This is a genomic window from Primorskyibacter flagellatus (genome assembly GCF_900176485.1).
GTDB classification, from domain to species: domain Bacteria; phylum Pseudomonadota; class Alphaproteobacteria; order Rhodobacterales; family Rhodobacteraceae; genus Primorskyibacter; species Primorskyibacter flagellatus.
Genome location: NZ_FWYD01000016.1, coordinates 13218 through 34304, shown reverse-complemented (window position 1 = coordinate 34304; position 21087 = coordinate 13218). Strand labels below are relative to the sequence as shown.

The window sequence follows — 21087 nt, the reverse complement described above, 5'->3', positions numbered from 1 at the left end:
GGTGGCATTTCCGCGATGCCTCGGGCTCATCACATCGGCCGTCGCGCAGTCCCCAGCCATTGCCCCCCCAAAGCCCTGCGTTTGCCTGAAATCACAGAGGTTTAGGACACTCTGGCCCGCTAAACACAAGGTGTTGCGGTGCGCGTTTTTTTCACTGAAATGCATTTGGACAGATCCGGCGGGCTCGCAAGTTCAGTCCGCGGGCACTCGTAGGAACGCTATCGCTTCTTTCGCAAGGTCTGACAGGCCGGTGCCGCCGTCCGCGTAATACTTTGATAGCGTCGTTCGCATTCGCGGCTCCCAGAAATCATTGATATGGGCGGCGACACACTCAGCCTGATCGGTGCCGGGCTGGGTCGTGAAATAGGTGGCGATCTGGTTGACCATCATGACGAGTTTGTCAGGCTGCATGGCAGGCTCCTGTCTGGATACGCTCGGGATGCGCGTAAATGTCGAAACTGCCGCCGCGCGCGAAGGCGACTAGCGTCAGCCCCGCCCCTTCGGCCAGCCGCAATGCATGGGCAGTAGGTGCCGATACGGCGATCAGCACGGGGCACCCGGCGATGACGGTTTTTTGTACCATCTCGACCGACACGCGCGAGGTCAGCACGATGGCCCCGCTCGCGGGGTCGATCCCGCCGCGCGATAGCGCACCGATGAGTTTGTCGAGCGCGTTATGCCGACCGACATCCTCGCGCATCAGCACGATATCGCCCTCCGGCCCGACAAAGCCCGCCGCATGGACCGCGCGGGTCTGATCATGCAGCGGCTGATGCGCGCGCAGTGCCTCGCTGGCACCGGCGATGGCCGCCTGACAGAGACGCGTTCCCCCGGCAGGAAGGACAGGAAGGGGGCGGATGGCCTGCTCGAGACTGTCGATCCCGCACAGACCGCAGCCCACCGGCCCGAGCATGCTGCGTCGGCGCCGGCGTACCGCCTCGGCCTGCTCGGACGCCAGCCAGAACCGCGCCTCGATGCCCAACTCATGCGCAACGATTTCGAAGTCGGTCACATCCGCGAGGCCGCTGATGAACCCCTCGGTGAGAGCAAAGCCCATGGCGAAATCCTGAATATTATCGGGGCTGGCCATCATCACCGCCGCAGTGGTCCCGTCAAAGACCAGCGCGACGGGCGTCTCTTCGGGCAGGCTGCGCCGTATATCGTGCAGCCCGTCATGCCGGACGTTGACGCCCGGCACGCTATAGGTGAGGCGCGGCGCGTTCATGGCGCTATTCCGCCGCGGGCAGGATACGGCGCGATTTTGCTGCCTGCGCGTTATACGCCTCCTGCCAGTCGGTCGGCCCGTTGGAATTCGAGACCTGCACCGCCGTCACCTTGTATTCGGGGCAGTTGGTGGCCCAGTCCGAGTAATCGGTGGTGATGACATTGGCCTGCGTGTCGGGATGGTGGAAGGTCGTGTACACTACCCCCGGCGACATCCGCTCCGAGATCTGCGCCCGCAGCGTTGTCTCGCCCGAGCGGGACGCGAGCTTGATCCATTGCCCGTCCTTGATGCCCCTGACTTCGGCGTCGTGCGGATGAATCTCCAGCAGATCCTCGTGATGCCATTCGCTATTGGCGGTGCGCCGCGTCTGCGCGCCCACGTTATACTGCGACAGGATGCGCCCCGTGGTCAGCAAGAGGGGGAAGCGCGGGCCGGATTTTTCCTCGGTCGCGACATATTCGGTGACGATGAACCGCCCCTTGCCGCGCATGAAGCCATCGACATGCATCAGCGGCGTGCCATCCGGGTGCGCCTCGTTGCAGGGCCACTGGACCGATCCCTTCTCTTCCAGCACGTCATAGGACACGCCGGCGAAGCTGGGGGTGGTCAGCGCGATCTCGTCCATGATCTGGCTGGGATGGGTATAGTGCCAGCCCGCGCCCATGGCATTGGCCAAAAGCTGCGTCACCTCCCAATCGGCATAGCCATTGAGCGGCTTCATCACCTCGCGCACGCGGTTGATGCGCCGTTCGGCATTCGTGAAGGTGCCGTCCTTTTCCAGGAAGGTCGAGCCCGGTAGAAAGACATGCGCATAATTCGCCGTCTCATTGAGGAAAAGGTCATGCACGATGACGCATTCCATCGCGGCAAGGCCGGCGGCGACATGCTTGGTATCCGGGTCGGATTGCAGGATATCCTCGCCCTGGCAGTAAAGCCCCTTGAACGTGCCCTCCACAGCGGCATCCAGCATGTTGGGGATGCGCAGGCCCGGCTCGTTGTCGATCTGAACGCCCCAGACTTCTTGGTAGATATCGCGCACATCGTCATTCTTGACATGGCGATAACCGGGCAGCTCATGCGGGAAAGATCCCATGTCGCAGGACCCTTGCACGTTGTTCTGACCGCGCAGCGGGTTCACGCCCACGCCGCGGCGCCCGATATTGCCGGTCAGCATGGCAAGGTTGGCAATGCCGATCACCGTGGTCGACCCTTGGCTGTGTTCGGTCACGCCTAGCCCGTAATAGATCGCGCCATTGCCACCGGTGGCAAAGAGGCGCGCAGCGGCGCGCAGGTCGGCGGCAGGCACGCCGGTGAGCAATTCGGTCGCTTCGGGACTGTGGCGCGTGTCGCTGATGAATTCGGCATATTCGCTGAACTCCTCCCAGTCGCAGCGCTCGCGGATGAAATCCTGATCCATCAGCCCTTCGGTCACGATCACATGGGCGATGGCCGAGACGACGGCAACGTTGGTGCCGGGGCGCAATGGCAGGTGGTGCGATGCCTCGATATGCGCAGAGCGGACCAGATCAATCTTGCGCGGGTCGATCACGATGATCTTGGCACCTTCGCGCAGACGCTTTTTCATCCGACTGGCAAAGACCGGATGCGCGTCGGTCGGGTTGGCCCCGATCAGGATGATGATGTCCGTATCCTCGACCGAGTCGAAATCCTGCGTGCCCGCCGAGGTGCCGAAGGTCTGGCCAAGGCCATAGCCCGTGGGCGAATGGCACACGCGCGCGCACGTATCGGTGTTGTTGTTGCCAAATACCGCGCGGGTCAGTTTCTGCACCAGATAGGTTTCCTCGTTGGTGCAGCGGCTGGAGGTGATGACGCCGATGGATTTCTTGCCGTACTTGTCCTGAAGCCCGCGCATCCGCTGCGCCGCGAAGGCCAGCGCCTCGTCCCAGCTGACCTCCTGCCACGGCTCTTCAATCGAGTCGCGGATCATCGGGTTCAGGATGCGGTCCTTGTGATTGGCATACCCATAGGCAAAGCGGCCCTTGACGCAGCTATGGCCGCGATTGGCCTTGCCGTGCTTGTAGGGGACCATGCGCACCAGCTCGTCGCCATTCAGCTCGGCCTTGAACGAACAGCCGACGCCGCAATATGCGCAGGTCGTGATGACCGAACGTTCGGGCGTGCCCAGCTCGATGATCGAGTTTTCCTGCAGTGATGCCGTGGGGCAAGCCTGCACGCAGGCGCCGCAGCTGACGCAATCGGAGGCCATGAAATCATCGCCGGTCATACCCGCCGAAACCCGGCTTTCGAATCCGCGCCCCTCGATGGTCAGCGCGAAGGTCCCCTGCACTTCCTCGCAGGCGCGCACGCAGCGCGAGCAGACGATGCATTTGCTGGGATCATAGGTGAAATAAGGATTGGATTGGTCCTTGGGGATGTATTCGGGGTTCCCCAAATCGCCAGCGCCGGGGCGTGCGCGCGCGCGGATGTCGCCAGCCGCCAGCGTGCCGATGCCCAAGGGGTCGTAGTGATTGCGCCCCGTCTCAAACCGCTGATCGCGCAGGCCCACGGCACCGGCCATATCCTGCAATTCGCAATCGCCATTGGCGCTACAGGTCAGGCAATCCAGCGGATGGTCCGAGATATAAAGTTCCATCACGCCCTTGCGGATCTTCTTGGCCTTGGCACCTTGCGTCGTGACGGCCATGCCCTCGGCCACCGGCGTCGTGCAGGACGCGGGCGTGCCGCGGCGACCTTCGATCTCGACCACGCAGAGGCGGCAGGAGCCCCAAGCCTCCAGATTGTCCGACGCGCAGAGCTTGGGCACCTGAATGCCCACCTCGGCAGCCGCGCGCATGACGGATGTGCCCTCTGGCACCGTCACCTCAAACCCGTCGATGGTCAGTGTGACGGGCGCGCCCTGCTTGGCCTTGGTGCCCATGTCACGGTCATCGTGGATGGATGTGGGGATGATGAAGTCTTTCATTCCGCTGCCTCCTTCTGGGTCGCGAAGTCGTCCGGAAAATGATTAAGCGCCGACATGACCGGGAAGGGCGTAAATCCCCCTAGCGCACAGAGCGATCCGTCGGTCATCGTCTCACACAGATCGGTCAGGAGCGGGATCGCGTCAGCATCGCCGCGCGCGATGCGGTCGATCGTCTCGACTCCCCGCACCGATCCGATGCGGCAAGGCGTGCATTTACCGCAAGACTCCACCGCGCAGAATTCCATCGCAAAGCGCGCCATCTTCAACATGTCAACGCTGTCGTCAAAGACGGTCAGACCGGCATGGCCCAGCAGCCCGCCCTTGGCGTCCAGTTCTTCGTAGCCGAGGGGTGCATCGAAATTGGCGACGGGGATATAGGCACCCAGGGGGCCGCCCACCTGCACTGCCTTGACCGGCTGGCCCGAGCGTGTGCCGCCGCCCAGATCGTTGACGACCTCGCCCAGCGTGATGCCGAAGGCGGTCTCGAAGAGCCCGCCACGCGCCACGTTGCCCGCAATCTGCAAGGTCACAGTCCCGCGCGAGCGGCCCATGCCGAAATCGGCGTAAAGCTGCGCGCCCCGCTCGAAGATCACCGGTATAGTGGCGAGGCTGATGACGTTGTTGACCACCGTGGGCCGGCCAAGGAAGCCTTCGAGCGCAGGCAGGGGCGGCTTGGCCCGCACGACGCCGCGCTTGCCTTCGAGCGAGTTGAGCAAGGATGTTTCCTCGCCGCAGACATAGGCACCGGCACCCACGCGCACCTCCATGTCAAAGCTGCGGTTTGAGCCGAGAATATCCTCGCCCAGCGCGCCCTTGGCGCGCGCGATCCGGATCGCCTCGTTCATCACGGCAATCGCATCGGGATATTCCGAACGCAGATAGACATAGCCCTTGGTCGCGCCGACGCCGAGACCCGCGATCACCATGCCCTCGATCAGGGTGAAGGGATCGCCCTCCATGATCATGCGGTCGGCAAAGGTGCCGCTGTCGCCCTCGTCGGCGTTGCAAACGATGTATTTCTGCGGTGCCTCAGCCTCCATCACCGTTTTCCACTTGATCCCGGTGGGAAAGCCCGCGCCCCCCCGCCCGCGCAGCCCGCTGTCGGTGACTTCGGCGACGATCTCGGCACTGCTCAGATCAATCGCGCGACGCAGGCCGGCGAGGCCGCCATGCTTCTCGTAATCGGCCAGATCAAGCGGATCGATCACGCCGCAGCGGGCAAAGGTCAGGCGCGTCTGGCGCGCGAAGAAGGGGATATTTTCGACCGGACCATGCCCGTCGAGCGTTCCGTCCAGCAGCGCTGTCACATCTTTGGGCGTTACAGGGCCGAACGCCTCGCGACCGTTGCCGCGGTCGATCTCCACCAGCGGCTCCAGCCAGATCATGCCGCGCGTACCGGTGCGGATGATCGTGACATCCAGGTCGCGCGCCTCTGCCTCGCGGCGGACCGCTTCGGCCACGTCATCCGCGCCGAGCGCCTTGGCCGCACTGTCCATCGGGATATAGAGTTTCATGCGCCCGCCTCCGTCAGGATCCGCGCCATCCGGGCAGCATCCAGCCGGCCCACGACCTTGTCATCGACCATCGCGGCGGGGCCGCAGGCGCACATGCCGAGGCAATAGACCGGCTCGACCGTCAAGGCGCCGTTCGGCGTAGTCGCGTGCCAGTCGAGGCCCAGCTTGGCCAGAGTCTCTTCGGCCAGCGCATCGCCGCCAACGGCCTGACACGCCTCGGCACGGCAGATCTTGACGACATGGTGCCCGGCGGGCCGTTCACGGAAATCGTGGTAAAACGAGACGACCCCATGCACCTCGGCTTTTGTCATGTTCAGCAGATGTGCGATCCGCGCGATCGCGGCGGTGGGGATGTAACCGAATTCCGCCTGAAGCGCGTGCAGCATTGGCAGAAGCGGCCCCTCGCGGTGCTTGTGCTCGGCGAGGATCGCGGCGATTTCGGCATCGGTCGGGATGGACGTAGTCTGTGGCATGGCTGACCTTTTGGCTATGTTGCCTCAAGGGTAAATGCCGCATTATCACAGAATCAATATGGATATCCCGTCAAGTGATCGACAACTTCAATCGCACTGCTCCGCCAGTTGTGCCGCTTCCTTCAGAAGCGCTTGCAGCGTAGGGGTGTGCGGCTCTCGATATGGGGCGACCAAGCCAACCGAAGGATGCCGGATATTGCCCGATAGCGGCACCAGTTTCAGCGCCTTGCCTGCCGCAAGGAAGGTGGCAATATCGGCCGGCAGGATGGTCAGCCAGTCGCCGCGCTCGACATTGGCGACCAGCACGACCGCCGAATCGGACTCGATCCAGGCATCGGGCGTCACGCCCGCATCACGGAAATGGCCGTTGATGATGCGCCGGTTCTGGTTTTCAGGCGTCAAGAGCGCCAATCTCTCGCCCTCCAACTCCTTCCAACCGACCGACTCTCGGCCGTACCATTGCGATGCCTCATTACAGACAAGCATATAGCGCTCGCGATACAGCGGCTCGGTACTCAGCCTGCCCGTCGGCTCATTGTCCAGATAGGTGATGCCCGCATCGACATCCAAATTCTCGATCATGGACAGGATTTCAATGGAGGTGCGCGACAAAAGCGTGAGCCGCACATTAGGGTTTTTCTCGCTGAACCGCGCCGAGAGCTGCGCGGCCCAGGTGAGGGCCGTCGGGATGACCGCGACGCGCAACTGGCCCGACAGGCCATTCCTGGTGAATCGCATCTCCTCGCGCAGCTGGCGCGCATCGCTGACGATCCGTCGCGCCCATTCCAGCGCGCTGTGCCCCTCGGGCGTCAGCCCGCCGAATTTCGAGCCACGAAAGACAAGTTTGACTCCAAGCCGATCCTCTAGATTCTTGATCCCCGTGGACAAGGTTGGCTGCGTGATGCCAAGTTCGTCGGCGGCCTTGCCAAAATGCTTCGCCTTGGCAAGAGCAATGAACATTTCGAGCTTATCGAGCATGGAGCACTCTTTTCAGGACTGGGGCGGACTCGGCACCATCGGCATGGGGCGGACTGCAAAAGCCCCTCGACGCCCCAGGCTGGGCCACACTGGGAATGGTGCCCGCCTTTATCCCTGTGGTCCGACAGACTGACAACCGTAAAGTTGATCGGCCCAAACGGACATTTTGGCTGGCACCAAAAACTGGATAATGCCCGTCGGGGAGGCGGTCCCATCATCACAGACGGCTTTGCGATACGGGGGGCCAGTGGGGTGGAACGGCAGAAACTTGGTGCGCAGAGCTATTCATGGTAAACTCAACAGGTTTTTCCGGCCACGACTCCTAGTATCGGGGGCCTGATGTTCCGAGCATTTAAAGCAGACATTTCCGACAAGCAGCCCGAAAGGCGGCTCAACGTCTTCGTTTGCTATGCGCGGGTCGAAACGAAGATCGCCGACGACATCGTCGCATACCTTGAATCCCATGACTTCGACGTCCGAATAGACCGTCGCGACCTGCCCTACGGCGAAAAATGGTGGGGCGAAATCGCCGAGATGATCCATGCCTGCGACACGGTGGTCTGGCTGGTAAGCGCGGCCTCCATAGAATCGAAATGGTGTCTGCGGGAACTTGGCGAAGCAGAGCGCCGCGGCAAGCGGCTTTTGCCTGTGCGGATAGTCGAAGTCCCGCCGGAGGGCATGCCCCCCTCCATTGGTGAGTTCCACGTTCTGCCCGCAGAAGGACGGTTTTCGCTCAGTTCGCATGGCGAAACTCTGCTTGCCGCGCTGCGGGCCAACCAGGCCTGGTTGAAGGAACTCACCCGGTTGCAGGACAGGGCGAAGGAATGGCGACAACGAAACAGGTCTTCCGCCGTTCTGCTGCGGGGAACATCCCTTCGCGCGGCCGAAGCCTGGCGTGATGCCGCAGGAGGCCAAGATGTGGCACCGACGGCGGAAACCCTTGACTACATTCTTGAAAGCCGCCGCGCATCGACCCGACGACTTACGGTCTTCGCGACGGTAGCCGGGGTGATCGGCGCGGCGGCGATCATCCTCTCGCTTTCCCTGCAACTTGCCAGATCGCGCGCCAACGAGCAGACCGAGATCGCGAAGTTGCAGCGCGATGCCAGCCGCGCGCAATTTGCTGCTACGCAGGATCCCGCCGCAGGTTTGGCGCTTGCCGTCGATGTCAGCGCACGCGCGGAGGCCATCTATGCCCCCGATCCACCACCGGCAGAGATCCGCTCGGTGCTGCCGTCGGTTGCGGATGCGGCACGTGAGATGCCGCGTCTTCGCGGCCAGTTCGACGGTCAATATGCCAACGTCGTAAGACTGCATCCCGATCCGGACGGAGAAGACCGGCTGTTGATCGTCATGACCGAAATGGTCCTCGTGACGGATTTCGACGGTCGGCCGCTTGCACCGCCGCTGAATGCGCACGGCCCCTCTGGTGTCGCCTTCGCCAACGACGCCCGCTGGATGAAGCGCGCGAAGGAGGACTTGGTTGTCGTCGGCAGCGGCAGCCTACAGGGCGCGGACCGTAAGTCTCTTGGGATCGGGGTGAGCCTCTTCGATTCCGATGGTCGGCTCGTGGGGCAGGCGCTGACGGACCACCCCCATCCGATCATGGCGGTTCTCCCGCTCGATGCGCAGGGCACCATTCTGGCGGGGGACTCGCAGGGCAGCCTCTATCTGGTTGATACCGCCGATTTCAGCCATCGCCGGGTTCTGGCGGGGTCCGGCCGCGCCGTCACTGATATTGTGCGGGAAGGCAATGATTGGTCTTACACGGTTGCGGTCGCATTCGGCGATACGGTCGATACGCGACAAATTCTGGTGCCCGAGCGTGTTGGACGCACACCGCGGTCGGAGGAGGGTGTCGCAAGATCCGTGACGGCCGCGCTTGGCGACAGCCGTCTCGAGGTTGGCCTTGTCGGCTGGGAACCGGGCGACGGGGTGTCCTGCGTCATTCCGACGACGAGATCAGAGGAGGGCCGGACAGACGCCTTTCTCGTATGCGATCAGGACGGACCGCCGGAATTTGTGCCGTCGACGATCTTCGATGGCGCAGGAACCTTCGGCAAAGTCAGGCCGGTCGCCGTCGCATCCGGCGTGACAGCCGCCACGGCTTGTCGGCACGGGAACCTGCTGGCAGTCGGCGACGGTGCGGGGTCGATCCACGTCTTCCAGTCCGACGGCGTTCGCGTCACTGCCCGGCTCCGTCACGGGACCGGGCCTGTCGCGGCGCTCGCGTTCACCCCCGATTGTGCCATCCTGATGAGTGCGACGAGTCAGGGCAGTGACATCAGGCGCTGGGACCTTGCGGATGTCGCGGATCTGGGCAGCCGTCTTTACGATGCGTTCGAAACCGTCGTCGAAATGCAAGCCGCCGATGGCGGCGAACGTCTGCTGGTCCTCTATGGCAACCGGGGACCCACCGCGCATGTCGAGATCTTCGATCATGAGGACGTCGCGTATACCAGCCTTTATCGGCACGCGATGGACGTGGACCGCGACATGCCTCTTTCTGCCGCGCTTTCACCTGACGGGACCCATTTCGCGTTCTCGGCCGATGGCCGCGTCACGGTCATGACGGTCACGGGTCAAACCCTCTGGTCGGCAGGTTTTGCGGCGGAAAGCCTTGCCTTTTCCGCGGACGGTCAAACCTTGCTGGGAACGGGTGCGACAGGCACGACGCTTTGGCCGCTCGCATCCGGTGCAGGCGAAGACGCGCGGAAAGCACGGACGCTTCGGGAAGACCAGGTCGGGCCCGGAGCAACCGCCCTGCAATTGCCCCAGGAGGCACGCGAATTTGCCGCCTTCGCGCTTGCCGACCGCAATCTGACCCTGAGCTTTCACGACGAAACGGGAGCATTGATCGGTCGCACCAAACCGTTAACGCTGCGCGGTGCAAGCTATGACGCAAGCGCCATCCAGGACGTAGGCCTTGCCGCACAGGTCTCCGCGCTCTTCCGCTCTCAACTCGTATCGTTGCGCTGGGATGCTGCGAACCGATCATTCCTTGCCATCGTCAGCGCGCAGCAATTCGCAAGCGCCGGGTCGCAACAGCGCGGGTCGCGGATCTTCCGCATCGACCCGGAAACGTTCGAGATGTCACCTGTGCATGAGATCCGCGTGGACGGGCTGGGTCTCGAAGACCGCCGGGTTGTCGCTGCAACCGACGTGGTGGCAGGTACCATCGGTTTGGTTCTGCAACTCGGTAGTGGGGCCATGCCGGGCACTGTGCTTCAGATCGTCGAGACCGACGACTTCCGGCAGTTAACCCGGTTTGCGGTTCCGATGGACGGCTCGTCGGCGACCACTCCCATCATGGCTTGGAGCGCGCCGGACGGCAGCTTTCACGTCGGGCTTGATTCAGGTACGGTCATCGACCGTTCGTTCCAGCCGCAGGCCTTGCGCGAAGTCGCAACCGGTCGGCTGCAATTGATGGTGCGCGAGGCCGAATACGACAGGCTTCTGGTCGAGGCGACGGCGCTGCGAAACAGCGGCGATACCGCAGGGGCGCTTGAAGCGAGTAGGCGCGCCACGGAACTCCTGCCGCATGTCTCGATACCTTGGCTCAACATCGGCAACTGGTCGTGTCACCCGCCGACCGGACGCGGCGATTGCGATGCCGCCGACACCGCCTTTTCCAGCGCCATCGATGCCGTGCCCCTTCAGCCGCTGGCGCATCTTCAACGCGGAAAGCTGCGCTTCTTCGGGGGCTCCTACGAGGCGGCGCTGGCGGATTTTGAAATCGCGTCCCGGATCCAGACTGGGCTTCCGACAATCGAGGCCGGCAGGGCGTCACTGGGCGGCTGGGAACAATTCGCCGACATGATCAGAGGGTTGCACGCCGGAATGATCAACGAGCCCAAGGCGTTCAGGGCCTACGCCCTGTCACATCTGGAACGCTGGGCGGAGGCGGAAAGCGCCTATCAGGAGCTCGCGCAGACTGGCACGCCAAGCTTGCGCGACAGGGAATTCCGGGCCCGAGCGCTCTATAAACTCGGGCGATCTTCGGAGGCGCTGTCGGAAACCCGCGCGCTCCTTGCCGCGCTGTCCGACGGCGCGGCCTATTCCAATCTGGACGGGTTCACCGACAAGCTGAAGCAGGATGCCGACAGGAACCGCTTCGCCTGCCAGGTCGTGCAGCAAGGGCTGCGGTTCGCTAGCGAGGCGTCGGCCCCCAGACAGGACGTGGTTTCTCTGGTCGATATCGGCTTGGACGCCTGTTCCGCCATCCTCCGAGATGCCCCTGAAGATGCCGATGCCGCCCGTGTGGCCTTGGTAGCCCTGCGCGATGCGGCGCAGCGTTTCAACTATCCAGTGACCTTGGACGAAACGCTCTTGGACTCGCCGGGCGAGGTTTTAGACCGTCTGATCGCCGAGCAGGACCGCGAGGCCCTCGCGGAATTTCGCGAGGCATATTCTCGGCATCCGGTGTCTGCCAAGGCTGGGCTGGCGCTGGCACGGCTGAGAGCCGTCGGCGGGAACAACGACGCGGTTGGACGCGACATCGCGGGGGTCTGGCTGAACGACGCCGGAAAGCCCAAGCTGGAAATTGTGGTGGACGAACAAGGTTTGCAGCTTTGGACGAACGCGGACCCGGACCACCCCTTCGCTGAGATCGGTCAGGTCGTCGCCCGGACCCGCCGAACCGAACAGGGATCGGACTGGCCGTTCATGGGGGAACATATCTGGATCGGCGAGAGCAAAACGACATGGGGGGCTGAAGGTGCCCTTGTTGCCGCGATAATCGACGATTCAACGCTTTTCTATGCCTATCTTGACAGCAAGTTCAAAGCCGGATGGACGCTGAAGAAGAGCAATGGCGCTTGGCAGTCAACTATTCGCCGGAGCGGCCGATAATTTCAACGAGGTGCTTTGCTTTAATCGTCGATAAAACTCCCAAGCAGAACTACGGGAAACACCCATCTCTTCCGCCGCAGCCGAAAACTGCGCCCCCCCCCCCCGTCGTGGCCAGCTGGATCCAACTCTCCTTCACCCGCGAGAAGAAGCATGAGGCCGCGACCACCCGAAAGAAGTTTTGGACACATGTTAGCGCATGTCATCGCAATATTACGCCAGCGTCAACTTGCCCTTGCGTCATGTGACCCGTAGATAGCCCTCAGCCCGCGCCTTCCGCGTGCGGCCACGCCCTCTCCGGCGACACGCAATAACCTGAGGAATCCTCACCTTGCTCGACCAGATCGCGCTGCGCGCCGAACTCGCCGATCATTATGATCTCGCCCCCTCCCCGGACCTCGCCGCCGAGATGTCCGGGATCTATGCCCGCATGGAGCGCGTCATGTCTCCGCCCGACTGGGCGATCTTCGCGCCCTATGTCGCTGCGATCAGGAAGCTGAAGGCCGAGCGGAACGCGGTGATCCTGGCCCATAATTACATGACGCCCGAAATCTATCACGGGATCGCGGACGTGGTGGGCGACAGCCTGCAACTGGCGATCGAGGCGACCAAGGTCGAAGCGGATGTGATCGTCCAGTGCGGCGTGCATTTCATGGCCGAGACATCAAAGATCCTGAACCCGGCCAAGACGGTGCTGATCCCCGACATGGCCGCAGGCTGTTCACTGGCCGAAAGCATCACCGCCGCGGGGATCGCCGAGATGCGTGCGAAATATCCCGGCGCGCCAGTGGTCACCTATGTGAACACCACGGCCGAGGTGAAGGCGGCCTCTGACATCTGCTGCACCTCGTCCAATGCCGTCCAGATCGTCCGCGCAATGGAGAGCGACACGGTCATAATGACCCCGGACAAGTATCTGGCGCAGAACATCGCAAGCCAAGTGCCGGAGAAGCAGATCGTCTGGTGGGAAGGATCGTGCATCGTGCATGAGCAGTACACCGCGAAGGACCTGCGCGAGTTCCGCGACTGGAACCCCGGCACCCGCATCATCGCCCACCCCGAATGCCCGCCCGACGTGGTCGCCGAGGCAGATTTTTCGGGCTCGACCAGCGGAATCATCGACTATGTCACGACCGAACGGCCCGAGAAGGCGATGCTCGTGACGGAATGCTCGATGGCCTCGAACATCTCGGACGCGCTGCCGGATGTCGATTTCGTCGGGCCCTGCAACATGTGCCCCTACATGAAGAAGATCACGCTCGAGAAGGTGCTCTGGTCGCTGCACACGATGGAAGGCGCGGTCGAGGTCGACCCCGCGGTGGCCGCCAAGGCCCGTGTCGCCGTGCAGCGGATGATTGACCTATCGGCGCGCCTGAACGGTTAGGCCCATGGCAGCGATCGACACGCCCCGCGCCATCATCGTCGGGGCCGGGCTGGCGGCGCAATATGCTGCGCTGCGCCTGGCCCCGCATCCGGTCCTGATGATTTCGCCCGAACCTCTCGGCTCCGGGGCGTCGTCGGCCTGGGCGCAGGGCGGCGTTGCGGCGGCGATGGACCCCTCCGACAGCGCCGAGGCGCATGCCCGCGATACCGTGCGAGCAGGGGCGGGGACCGTGGACGTGCAGGTTGCAGAGGCCGTCACGGCCGAGGCGCGGGCGCATATCCTCGACCTGACCGGGCTGGGCACGCCCTTTGACCGGACCGCGGACGGCGGCTATGTCCTGTCGCGCGAGGCGGCGCACAGCTTTGCCCGTGTCGTGCGCGTGCGCGGCGATCAGGCGGGGTCCGAGATCATGCAGGCACTGACCGCGCAGGTCCGCGCCGCGCCGCATGTGCAGGTGCTGGAAGGCGTGATGGCCACCGGGTTGGTGATCGAGGGCGGCCGCGTGTACGGGGCCCGGGTCGCGCGCTGCGCCGACGGTCTGACGCAATCGGTCGCTCTGCGCGGTGCGGCGGTGCTGCTGGCGGGCGGCGGGTCGGGCAGTCTGTTTTCGCAGACGACCAATCCACCGCGCATCTGCGGGCAGGTGCTGGGCATGGCGGCGCGGGCCGGGGCGGTCATCTCCGATGCGGAGTTTGTGCAGTTCCATCCGACGGCCATCGCCAATGGCCTGGACCCAGCGCCGCTGGCGACCGAGGCGCTGCGCGGCGAAGGCGCCACGCTGATCAACAGCCGGGGCGAGCGGTTCATGCTGGCGGCACATCCGGATGCCGAGCTGGCACCGCGCGACATCGTTGCCCGCGCGGTCTTTGCCCAGACGCAGGCCGGTCTTGCCCCGGCGCTGGACACGCGGGCGGCCCTTGGCGCGCGGATCCTGACCGAGTTTCCGGCCGTGGCCGCAGCCTGCCGGGCCTCGGGCCTCGATCCGGTGGCGCAGCCGATCCCGGTCGCCGCCGCCGCGCATTACCACATGGGCGGCATCGCGACGGATGCCGGGGGGGCGAGCACCCTGCCCGGCCTCTGGGCCTGCGGCGAGGTTGCCTCGACCGGGCTGCATGGCGCGAACCGGCTGGCCTCGAACGGGCTGCTCGAGGCGCTGGTCTACGGGCGGCGCTGTGCGGATGCGATTGGCAAGGGGCTGGGCGCGGGTGATGTCGCGCCGGTCGAGCTGCCCGATCTTGCCCCGGCCCAAGCACCCGATCCGGCGCTGGTCGCCCGGCTGCGGCAAGCGATGACCGACGGAGCGGGCGTGATCCGCACCGCCGCTGGCTTGCGGCGCACGCTGGACACGATCGCCACGATCGCAGCGGCGCAGCCCGACTGTGACGCCCTGCTGAACATGACCGCAACCGCCACGCTGATCGCCGCCGCCGCGCTGGCCCGGAAAGAGAGCCGGGGCGCGCATTTCCGCTCGGACCATCCCGATGTGCAGGGCGCGACCGGCGAGAGATCCTTCTTCACCCTCGCGCAGGCGCAGGAGATCCGCGCCCAGGCCCGAAAGGAACCCGCATGACTGCCGCCCCCTTGCCCGACCTGATCCTGGAACCGCTGGTCCGCGCCGCGTTGCTTGAGGATCTGGGCACCTATGGCGACATCACGACCCGCACGGTCATCCCGGCAACGACGCGCTACACCGCACGGCTGAACGCGCGCGAGGCGGGGATCGTCTCGGGGCTTCAGGTGGCGGCGCTGACCTTCCGGCTGGTCGACCCGGCGCTGGTTGTCACCGCGCACAAGGCCGACGGGGACGAGATCCGGCCGGGTGACCTGCTGATGGAGATCGAGGGAGCGGCGGCGTCAATCCTCTCGGGTGAACGGGTCGCGCTGAACTTTGCCGGGCGGCTGTCTGGCATCGCGACGATGACAGCGGCCTTCGTGGCGCAGACCTCTGGGACCGAGACGCGTGTGACCTGCACCCGAAAGACGACGCCCGGCCTGCGGCTGGTCGAGAAGCAGGCGGTGCTGCATGGCAGCGGGTTCAACCACCGTTTCTCATTGTCGGATGCGATCCTGATCAAGGACAATCACATCGCGGCGGCGGGCGGCATCCGGCCGGTTCTGCGCGCGGTCAAGGCGCAGGCCTCGCACATGATCCGCTGCGAGATCGAGGTCGACCGGCTGGACCAGCTGGCCGAGGTGCTGGACGAGGGCGGAGCCGACGTCGTGCTGCTGGACAACATGGACACGCCGACCCTGCGCAAGGCGGTTGCGCTGGCGGCCGGGCGCGTGGTTCTGGAGGCCTCGGGCAACATGAGGCTGGACCGAATCGCCGAGGTCGCGGCGACGGGTGTCGACTACATCTCCTCCGGGGCGCTGACGCATTCGGCGCAGACGCTGGATCTGGGCCTGGATTTCTGAGAGGGCCAAAAATGACCTTCCTGCGCCGCAAATCGTAATAAATTGCGATGCACGCGCAAATACTGACCGGCGTTGGTGATGGTCTTCGCGGCGCGATACGCCCGGTCATTTCGACGGCGTGGCGACCGTGGTGACCAAGCTACTGCTGCAAGCTGATGCGGTCCAAGCCTTCTTTTGCGAAAAGCACCTCCAGAAAATTCTGGTGGTTCACCGTCTGGCCGAAGTCACCGAAAAATCACCCTCCCCATATCCGTCGACAGACCGCATCGACCAACGCGTGAAGAACCAGCGTCAGCACGGCCAGGACAATCAGCGCGGCGAACATCAGGTCGATCTTCGCGCGGCCGTTCGCCAGCAGCATCAAATAGCCAAGCCCCCGCGATGCCCCGACCCATTCGCCTATGATGGCACCGATAGGCGCATAGACCGCCGCCAGCCGAAGCCCCGAGGCAAAGCCGGGCATGGCCGCTGGAACGCGGACGCACCACAGGATACGCGCGGGTGTGGCGTTCATGACGCGGGCAAGTTCCACCCAGGCGACGGGTGTGCGCATCAGCGCGTCGAAAAAGGCCGATGTCACGGGGAAATAGATGATCAGCAGCGCCATCGCGACCTTCGACCAGAGCCCATAACCCAGCCACAGCGTCAGCATCGGTGCCAGCGCGAACACGGGGATGGCCTGGCTGAAGACGAGCATCGGACGGAGCAGAGTGCGCGCAAGCGGCGAAGCGACAAGAAGGATCGCCGAGGCAAAGCCCAAGGTCGCCCCGAGGCCAAGACCAATCAGCACCTCGGTGATGGTCACTACCGCATGTTCGGCGATCAGCATCCGGCTGGTCCAGAGCGTGGAAAAGACCAACATGGGTCCGGGCAGAATGAAGCGCGGCAGTTCGGCAAACGTGACGACGGCCTGCCAAACCAACATACCCAGAAGCGCGACGCTGGCGAAGTGCAGGACCCTTTTCACACTGTCTCCATAAGTTGCCGCAGCAACTGACCCTGAAAGGCAAGGGTCTCAGCCGCATCATAGGGGCGCGGCACGCTGGCGGGCGGTGATTCGACCGGGGTGATCCCCTCGCGGGTCATCAGCAAAACCGTCTCACCCAGACGCGCGGCCTCGGCGGCGTCATGGGTCACATGCAACACGGTGCGACCGGCCAGCAGTTCGGCCGAAAGGTCCTGCATTCGGGCGCGTGTCTGCGCATCAAGCGCCGAAAAGGGTTCATCCAGCAATATGACAGGCCGGTCTTCCATCAGGGTCCGGGCAAGCGCCACCCGCTGCCGCTGTCCGCCGGAAAGGGCGTCAGGGCGTTTGGTGCCGTGATCCGCAAGGCCAACGCGCGCCAATATGTCGAGCGCCCTTTCACGCGGCTGCTGCGTGCCTCGCAACCGTGCGCCGAGAGTGACATTGGCGGTCACGTCAAGCCATGGCATCAACAGGTCGCTCTGCGCCATCAACGCCACGCGACCTGCCAGCGACACACCATCGCTTGCGCCAAAGGTGCCCTCAAAGTCGACCTTGTCCCCAAGGCTCGCAAACAGGCGCAAAAGCGTGGACTTGCCCACACCGGAGGGACCGAGCAGACAGGTCCACCGCCCCGCCGGAACCTCCAGCGACAGGGGGCCGAAGATCGCGGTGCCACCGATCGTGACACGCCCGGCCAATTGAAGCGCAGGCGCGCTGCTCATCCCGAAAGACCCATGGCCCAGGAATCGACCTCCAGCCGCGTGGCTGTCTGTAAGCGCGTGCATAGCCGGCGCCAGCGCGGGCTGGTTTCCGTTGTGGGGCCGAGGCGGCGCGCGACCGTCAAGTCGATCAACGCGCCACCCTCGCGGCAGGCGTGCATCTCATCCAGCGTCTTGGCCTTGGTCACCGCCAGGGTCCAGGCACAAGGGAAATGGACAAGAAACAGGTATGCCGCGCGTCGCAGCGGACCATCGGCCATCTGTTCAACCAAGGCGTGGTGGGTATGATCGTTCCACGCTGTACCGGCGGCGTCGCGCCAAAGACGCAATGCCGTGCCGTAGCTCATTCTGCCCCCAGGTCGACGGCCAGCGCGGTGACGGGGCGCGTGCCCTCGATCAGCCCGGCCTGATGCAGGAAGTTCTCGAACCGCGCGTAGCGGCCGGCGTCCAGTGCCTCGGGACGCAACGCAAAGCGCGGGATCGTATCGGCCCATGCCTTCTTGTTCAGCTCGTCCTGAAGCTCGGTTGAGGTGGCCGCGAACACCTCCCAGCTCTCCCGCGGGTGGTTCACTATGTACTGCGTGGCCTTTTCCATTGCCCCGAGGAAACGCCGGATCATTCCCGCATCCATCGTCTGGGGGTTGGCGATGTAGATCAGTTCGTCATAGGTCGGCACGCCGTGTTCCTCGGGGTAGAAGCACCGGCCGGCGACGTCCTCGATCTCCATCTGGTTCAGCTCAAAGTTGCGAAAAGCCCCGATCACCGCATCGACCTGCCCCGACATCAGCGCGGGCGACAGCGACCAGTTGACGTTGACCAACTCGATATCGCCGGTGCCAAGCGCGGACTCGCCCAGCATGGCCGAAAGCAGCGCCTCCTCGACGCCGGCGACAGAGAAACCCACTTTGCGACCTTCGAGATCCGCGATCTGCGCGACAGGTCCGTCATCCAGCACGAGCAGGCAGTTGAGCGGTGTGGCGACCAGCGTTCCGACGCGCACCAACGGCATGCCTTCTGCCACCTGAAGGTGCAGTTGCGGCTGGTAGGAAATTGCAAGGTCGACCGCACCTGCGGCAGCCATCTTGGGCGGATCGGAAGGGTCGGCCGGGGCGATCACTTCGACCGCCAGGTCTGCTTCAGCGAAATAACCGAGTTCCTCTGCAATGATGATCGGCCCGTGGTCGGGGTTCACGAACCAGTCGAGCATAACGGTCATCTCGTCCTGCGCGGCGGCGGGTGTCGCCAGAACAAGGGCGAGGGCTGTCAGCATGGGTTTCATGGGATGTCTCCGGTTGGGTCGCCGAGGGCGACGAGAAATATGTTTCCGTCCCAGACCGCCCCAAGCCTTTCAGCGGCCGTCCAGGCGCGCTGGCCCGAGCGACAACAGAGCACGGCGCGTTGTCCGGTGGCGGGAATGGGGCCTCCGGGGCCGAAAGCGGTGGCGGGAAGACGGCGGGCGAAGGGCCGCATCAGGGGGGCCTCGTCCTCGGCCCGCAGGTCGACGAGAAAGTCAGCGGCAGTGATCGCGGAAGGCGCGAGGAAACGGGGGCCGCGCTCGGGTTCGGGCGTATCGGCAAAGCGAAACCCGCCCGATCTAAGGCTGCGCCCGTCGAAGGTGAAAAGCTGCCCGAGGGGCGAAGGATCGAGCCCTGCGAGTAATGCGAGAGCCATCTGCGCCTGCAGCGCGCCGATCACACCCACGACCGGCCCCAGAACGCCATCCTCGGCGCACGAGCCGAGCCTTTGCGGCAGGTCGGGAAACACGGCGCGCAGGCTGGGCGCGCCGCCGCAGAAGGCCCCGGCATAACCGTCGAGCCCAACCACCGAGGCGCTGACCAGCGGGCGGCCCGCAGCGTGGCAGGCGTCGGACAGGATGTAACTTGCCGCGAAGCTGTCGGCGCAATCAAGCACAAGATCGGTACTGTCGCAGAGTGCGCCGACGTTGGCAGGATCAAGCGCCGCCACGACCGCCTCGACCCTGCAATCGGGGTTGAGCGCGGTGATCGCCGCAGCGGCGGCCTTGGACTTTGCGACGCCGATATCAGACTCGCGGAACAACGTCTGGCGATGCAGGTTCGTCGCCTCAACCCGGTCCGGATCCACCAACCGAATGCGGCCTACGCCAGCCCCGCCGAGGTATTGCAGCACCGGGGCAGCAAGCCCGCCCGCGCCGATGACCAGCACATGCGCCCGGCGCAGGCGGGCGTGGCCCAAAGGCCCAAGTTCGGGCACTGCGATCTGGCGGGCATAGCGGCTCATCGCGTCGCCTCGATCCAGGCACGAACGCGGGTCTCCGGATCGTCACTGAGGGTGATATCGGTGACCACTGACACGACATCGGCACCGGCGGCAAAGACGTCCGCTGTTCGCTCGACGCGCATGCCGCCGATGGCGACAAGGGGCAGGTCGCCAATGGCGCGCTTCCATTCGGTGACACGCTCAAGCCCCTGCTGGTGCCATTTCATCTTTTTCAGGATCGTCGGATAGACCGGGCCCAGCGCAACATAGTCAGGCGACATTGACAGGGCACGGTCAAGTTCGGCGTGGTCGTGGGTGCTGATACCCAGCCTGAGGCCAGCACGGCGAATGGCCGGAAGATCCGCAGTATCGAGATCTTCCTGCCCGAGATGCACCCACTCGCAGCCTGCGTCGATGGCGATCTGCCAATGGTCGTTGATCACCAGCGACGCGGAATGCGCGCGGCAGAGCGATTTCGCTTGGGTGATGGCGTTCCAAAGGTCGGCCACGTCCATATCCTTGATACGAAGCTGCACCAGCTTCACGCCCAGCGGAAGCGTGCGGTGCAGCCAGCCGGCGTTGTCAAAGATCGGATAAAAGCGGTGTAGGCTCATGTCAGGAACGCCCTGCCGATGACGGGGGTCGAAGGGGCCGCCATGTCGCGTGGCTCCATCGGGTCTGCCTCGTAGGCGAGCCGCCCGGCCTCGACCGCGCGGGCGAAACCTTCCGCCATCCTCGCCGGGTCGCCCGCTTTGGCGACGGCGGTGTTGAGCAGCACCGCGTCATAGCCCAACTCCATCGCCATGGCGGCCTGGCTCGGCAGACCGAGGCCCGCATCCACCACCATGGGCACGTCGGGAAACTGGGCGCGCAGGGTGCGCAGGCCATAGATGTTGGTCAGCCCCAGCCCGGTGCCGATGGGTGCGCCCCATGGCATGAGCACCTCGCAACCCGCCTGTAGCAGCCGGTCGGCAAGAACCACGTCCTCGGTGGTATAAGGAAAAACCTTGAAACCCTCATCGGTCAGAATGCGCGCGGCCTCCACCAGTCCGAAGGGGTCGGGCTGAAGGGTGTCCGCATGGCCGATCACCTCGAGTTTGATCCAGGGTGTGTCGAACAGCTCGCGGGCCATCTGCGCCGTGGTCACCGCCTCGCGGACCGAGTGGCAGCCTGCGGTGTTGGGCAGGAGTGTCACATCGAGGTCGCGGATCAAATCCCAGAATGCCGCGCCGGCGCGATCGCCGCCCGCCTCACGTCGCACAGAGACGGTGGCGATACCGGCACCCGAGCAGCGGAAGGCCTCGGCCAGAACCGCCGGCGACGGGTATTGCGCCGTACCCAGCATCAGCCGCGAATTGATCTCGGTACCGTAAAGCAGCATC

At 64.4% G+C, this 21087-nt stretch carries 17 protein-coding genes and 1 pseudogene; 5 read left to right on the top strand and 13 right to left on the bottom strand.

Going from position 1 to position 21087, the window contains the following annotated elements; translation table 11 throughout:
• Positions 1–192 precede the first annotated feature (192 nt).
• From B8991_RS15600 to B8991_RS15575, 6 genes are all read right to left on the bottom strand, one after another.
• Complete coding sequence (locus B8991_RS15600) at positions 193–411, bottom strand: formate dehydrogenase subunit delta (RefSeq protein ID WP_084353873.1); 219 nt, start codon at positions 409–411, stop codon at positions 193–195.
• Positions 401–1225 carry a formate dehydrogenase accessory sulfurtransferase FdhD gene (gene fdhD / locus B8991_RS15595; RefSeq protein WP_084353872.1) on the bottom strand — a complete coding sequence of 275 codons (825 nt, stop codon included), beginning with the start codon at positions 1223–1225 and terminating at the stop codon, positions 401–403. Before fdhD ends, B8991_RS15600 begins: the two co-directional genes overlap by 11 nt.
• Before the next feature lie 4 nt (positions 1226–1229).
• Positions 1230–4169 carry a formate dehydrogenase subunit alpha gene (gene fdhF, locus B8991_RS15590; RefSeq protein ID WP_084353871.1) on the bottom strand — a complete coding sequence of 980 codons (2940 nt, stop codon included), beginning with the start codon at positions 4167–4169 and terminating at the stop codon, positions 1230–1232.
• Entirely contained in the window at positions 4166–5683 is a 1518-nt protein-coding gene (locus B8991_RS15585; RefSeq protein WP_084353870.1) for a formate dehydrogenase beta subunit, read from the bottom strand. Before B8991_RS15585 ends, fdhF begins: the two co-directional genes overlap by 4 nt.
• A complete protein-coding gene (locus B8991_RS15580) occupies positions 5680–6156 on the bottom strand; it encodes a formate dehydrogenase subunit gamma (RefSeq protein WP_084353869.1) in 477 nt (158 codons plus the stop codon). Before B8991_RS15580 ends, B8991_RS15585 begins: the two co-directional genes overlap by 4 nt.
• Positions 6157–6243: 87 nt before the next feature.
• Positions 6244–7134, bottom strand: a complete 891-nt coding sequence (locus tag B8991_RS15575) for a LysR family transcriptional regulator (RefSeq protein ID WP_084353868.1) — start codon at positions 7132–7134, stop codon at positions 6244–6246.
• A 339-nt stretch (positions 7135–7473) separates the two neighbouring features.
• Between B8991_RS15575 and B8991_RS15570 the strand changes: the two genes are divergently transcribed.
• The 5 genes and pseudogenes from B8991_RS15570 to B8991_RS21960 form a co-directional block, all read left to right on the top strand.
• Positions 7474–11985, top strand: coding sequence for a TIR domain-containing protein (locus B8991_RS15570; protein ID WP_084353867.1), 4512 nt, complete (start codon positions 7474–7476; stop codon positions 11983–11985).
• Positions 11986–12313: 328 nt separating this feature from the next.
• Complete coding sequence (gene nadA, locus B8991_RS15565) at positions 12314–13366, top strand: quinolinate synthase NadA (protein WP_084353866.1); 1053 nt, start codon at positions 12314–12316, stop codon at positions 13364–13366.
• Between the two features lie 4 nt (positions 13367–13370).
• Positions 13371–14936 carry an L-aspartate oxidase gene (locus tag B8991_RS15560; protein ID WP_084353865.1) on the top strand — a complete coding sequence of 522 codons (1566 nt, stop codon included), beginning with the start codon at positions 13371–13373 and terminating at the stop codon, positions 14934–14936.
• Positions 14933–15781: a carboxylating nicotinate-nucleotide diphosphorylase gene (nadC, locus tag B8991_RS15555; protein ID WP_084353864.1), complete on the top strand. Its 849-nt coding sequence runs from the start codon at positions 14933–14935 to the stop codon at positions 15779–15781. The genes B8991_RS15560 and nadC overlap by 4 nt, the downstream gene beginning before the upstream one ends.
• 100 nt (positions 15782–15881) lie before the next feature.
• Positions 15882–16001, top strand: a pseudogene (locus B8991_RS21960) (pantoate--beta-alanine ligase); the annotation flags it as partial.
• 15 nt (positions 16002–16016) lie between these two features.
• Here the strand turns inward: B8991_RS21960 and B8991_RS21955 are convergent.
• From B8991_RS21955 to B8991_RS15515, 7 genes are read right to left on the bottom strand one after another with little or no spacing between them, the layout of a single operon-like run.
• Entirely contained in the window at positions 16017–16706 is a 690-nt protein-coding gene (locus tag B8991_RS21955) for an ABC transporter permease (protein WP_235866655.1), read from the bottom strand.
• Positions 16707–16744: 38 nt separating this feature from the next.
• On the bottom strand, positions 16745–17470 hold the full coding sequence (locus B8991_RS15540) for an ABC transporter ATP-binding protein (protein WP_084353862.1): 726 nt from the start codon (positions 17468–17470) through the stop codon (positions 16745–16747).
• On the bottom strand, positions 17467–17814 hold the full coding sequence (locus B8991_RS15535; protein ID WP_084353861.1) for a hypothetical protein: 348 nt from the start codon (positions 17812–17814) through the stop codon (positions 17467–17469). The genes B8991_RS15540 and B8991_RS15535 overlap by 4 nt, the downstream gene beginning before the upstream one ends.
• Entirely contained in the window at positions 17811–18746 is a 936-nt protein-coding gene (locus tag B8991_RS15530; protein ID WP_084353860.1) for an ABC transporter substrate-binding protein, read from the bottom strand. Before B8991_RS15530 ends, B8991_RS15535 begins: the two co-directional genes overlap by 4 nt.
• A complete protein-coding gene (locus B8991_RS15525; protein WP_084353859.1) occupies positions 18743–19726 on the bottom strand; it encodes a HesA/MoeB/ThiF family protein in 984 nt (327 codons plus the stop codon). The genes B8991_RS15530 and B8991_RS15525 overlap by 4 nt, the downstream gene beginning before the upstream one ends.
• Complete coding sequence (locus B8991_RS15520) at positions 19723–20319, bottom strand: thiamine phosphate synthase (protein ID WP_084353858.1); 597 nt, start codon at positions 20317–20319, stop codon at positions 19723–19725. The genes B8991_RS15525 and B8991_RS15520 overlap by 4 nt, the downstream gene beginning before the upstream one ends.
• Positions 20316–21086, bottom strand: a complete 771-nt coding sequence (locus B8991_RS15515; protein ID WP_084353857.1) for a thiazole synthase — start codon at positions 21084–21086, stop codon at positions 20316–20318. The genes B8991_RS15520 and B8991_RS15515 overlap by 4 nt, the downstream gene beginning before the upstream one ends.
• Position 21087: the final 1 nt, after the last annotated feature.

Excerpts from the sequence above, each read along its gene's own strand:
- B8991_RS15570 (WP_084353867.1), top strand. The coding sequence starts at position 7,474 with ATGTTCCGAGCATTTAAAGCAGACATTTCCGACAAGCAGCCCGAAAGG.
- B8991_RS15515 (WP_084353857.1), bottom strand. The coding sequence starts at position 21,086 with ATGCTGCTTTACGGTACCGAGATCAATTCGCGGCTGATGCTGGGTACG.
- fdhD (WP_084353872.1), bottom strand. The coding sequence starts at position 1,225 with ATGAACGCGCCGCGCCTCACCTATAGCGTGCCGGGCGTCAACGTCCGG.
- B8991_RS15585 (WP_084353870.1), bottom strand. The coding sequence starts at position 5,683 with ATGAAACTCTATATCCCGATGGACAGTGCGGCCAAGGCGCTCGGCGCG.
- B8991_RS15600 (WP_084353873.1), bottom strand. The coding sequence starts at position 411 with ATGCAGCCTGACAAACTCGTCATGATGGTCAACCAGATCGCCACCTAT.
- B8991_RS15520 (WP_084353858.1), bottom strand. The coding sequence starts at position 20,319 with ATGAGCCTACACCGCTTTTATCCGATCTTTGACAACGCCGGCTGGCTG.
- fdhF (WP_084353871.1), bottom strand. The coding sequence starts at position 4,169 with ATGAAAGACTTCATCATCCCCACATCCATCCACGATGACCGTGACATG.
- B8991_RS15580 (WP_084353869.1), bottom strand. The coding sequence starts at position 6,156 with ATGCCACAGACTACGTCCATCCCGACCGATGCCGAAATCGCCGCGATC.
- B8991_RS21955 (WP_235866655.1), bottom strand. The coding sequence starts at position 16,706 with ATGTTGGTTTGGCAGGCCGTCGTCACGTTTGCCGAACTGCCGCGCTTC.
- B8991_RS15540 (WP_084353862.1), bottom strand. The coding sequence starts at position 17,470 with ATGAGCAGCGCGCCTGCGCTTCAATTGGCCGGGCGTGTCACGATCGGT.
- B8991_RS15560 (WP_084353865.1), top strand. The coding sequence starts at position 13,371 with ATGGCAGCGATCGACACGCCCCGCGCCATCATCGTCGGGGCCGGGCTG.
- B8991_RS15525 (WP_084353859.1), bottom strand. The coding sequence starts at position 19,726 with ATGAGCCGCTATGCCCGCCAGATCGCAGTGCCCGAACTTGGGCCTTTG.
- B8991_RS15535 (WP_084353861.1), bottom strand. The coding sequence starts at position 17,814 with ATGAGCTACGGCACGGCATTGCGTCTTTGGCGCGACGCCGCCGGTACA.
- B8991_RS15530 (WP_084353860.1), bottom strand. The coding sequence starts at position 18,746 with ATGAAACCCATGCTGACAGCCCTCGCCCTTGTTCTGGCGACACCCGCC.
- nadC (WP_084353864.1), top strand. The coding sequence starts at position 14,933 with ATGACTGCCGCCCCCTTGCCCGACCTGATCCTGGAACCGCTGGTCCGC.
- B8991_RS15575 (WP_084353868.1), bottom strand. The coding sequence starts at position 7,134 with ATGCTCGATAAGCTCGAAATGTTCATTGCTCTTGCCAAGGCGAAGCAT.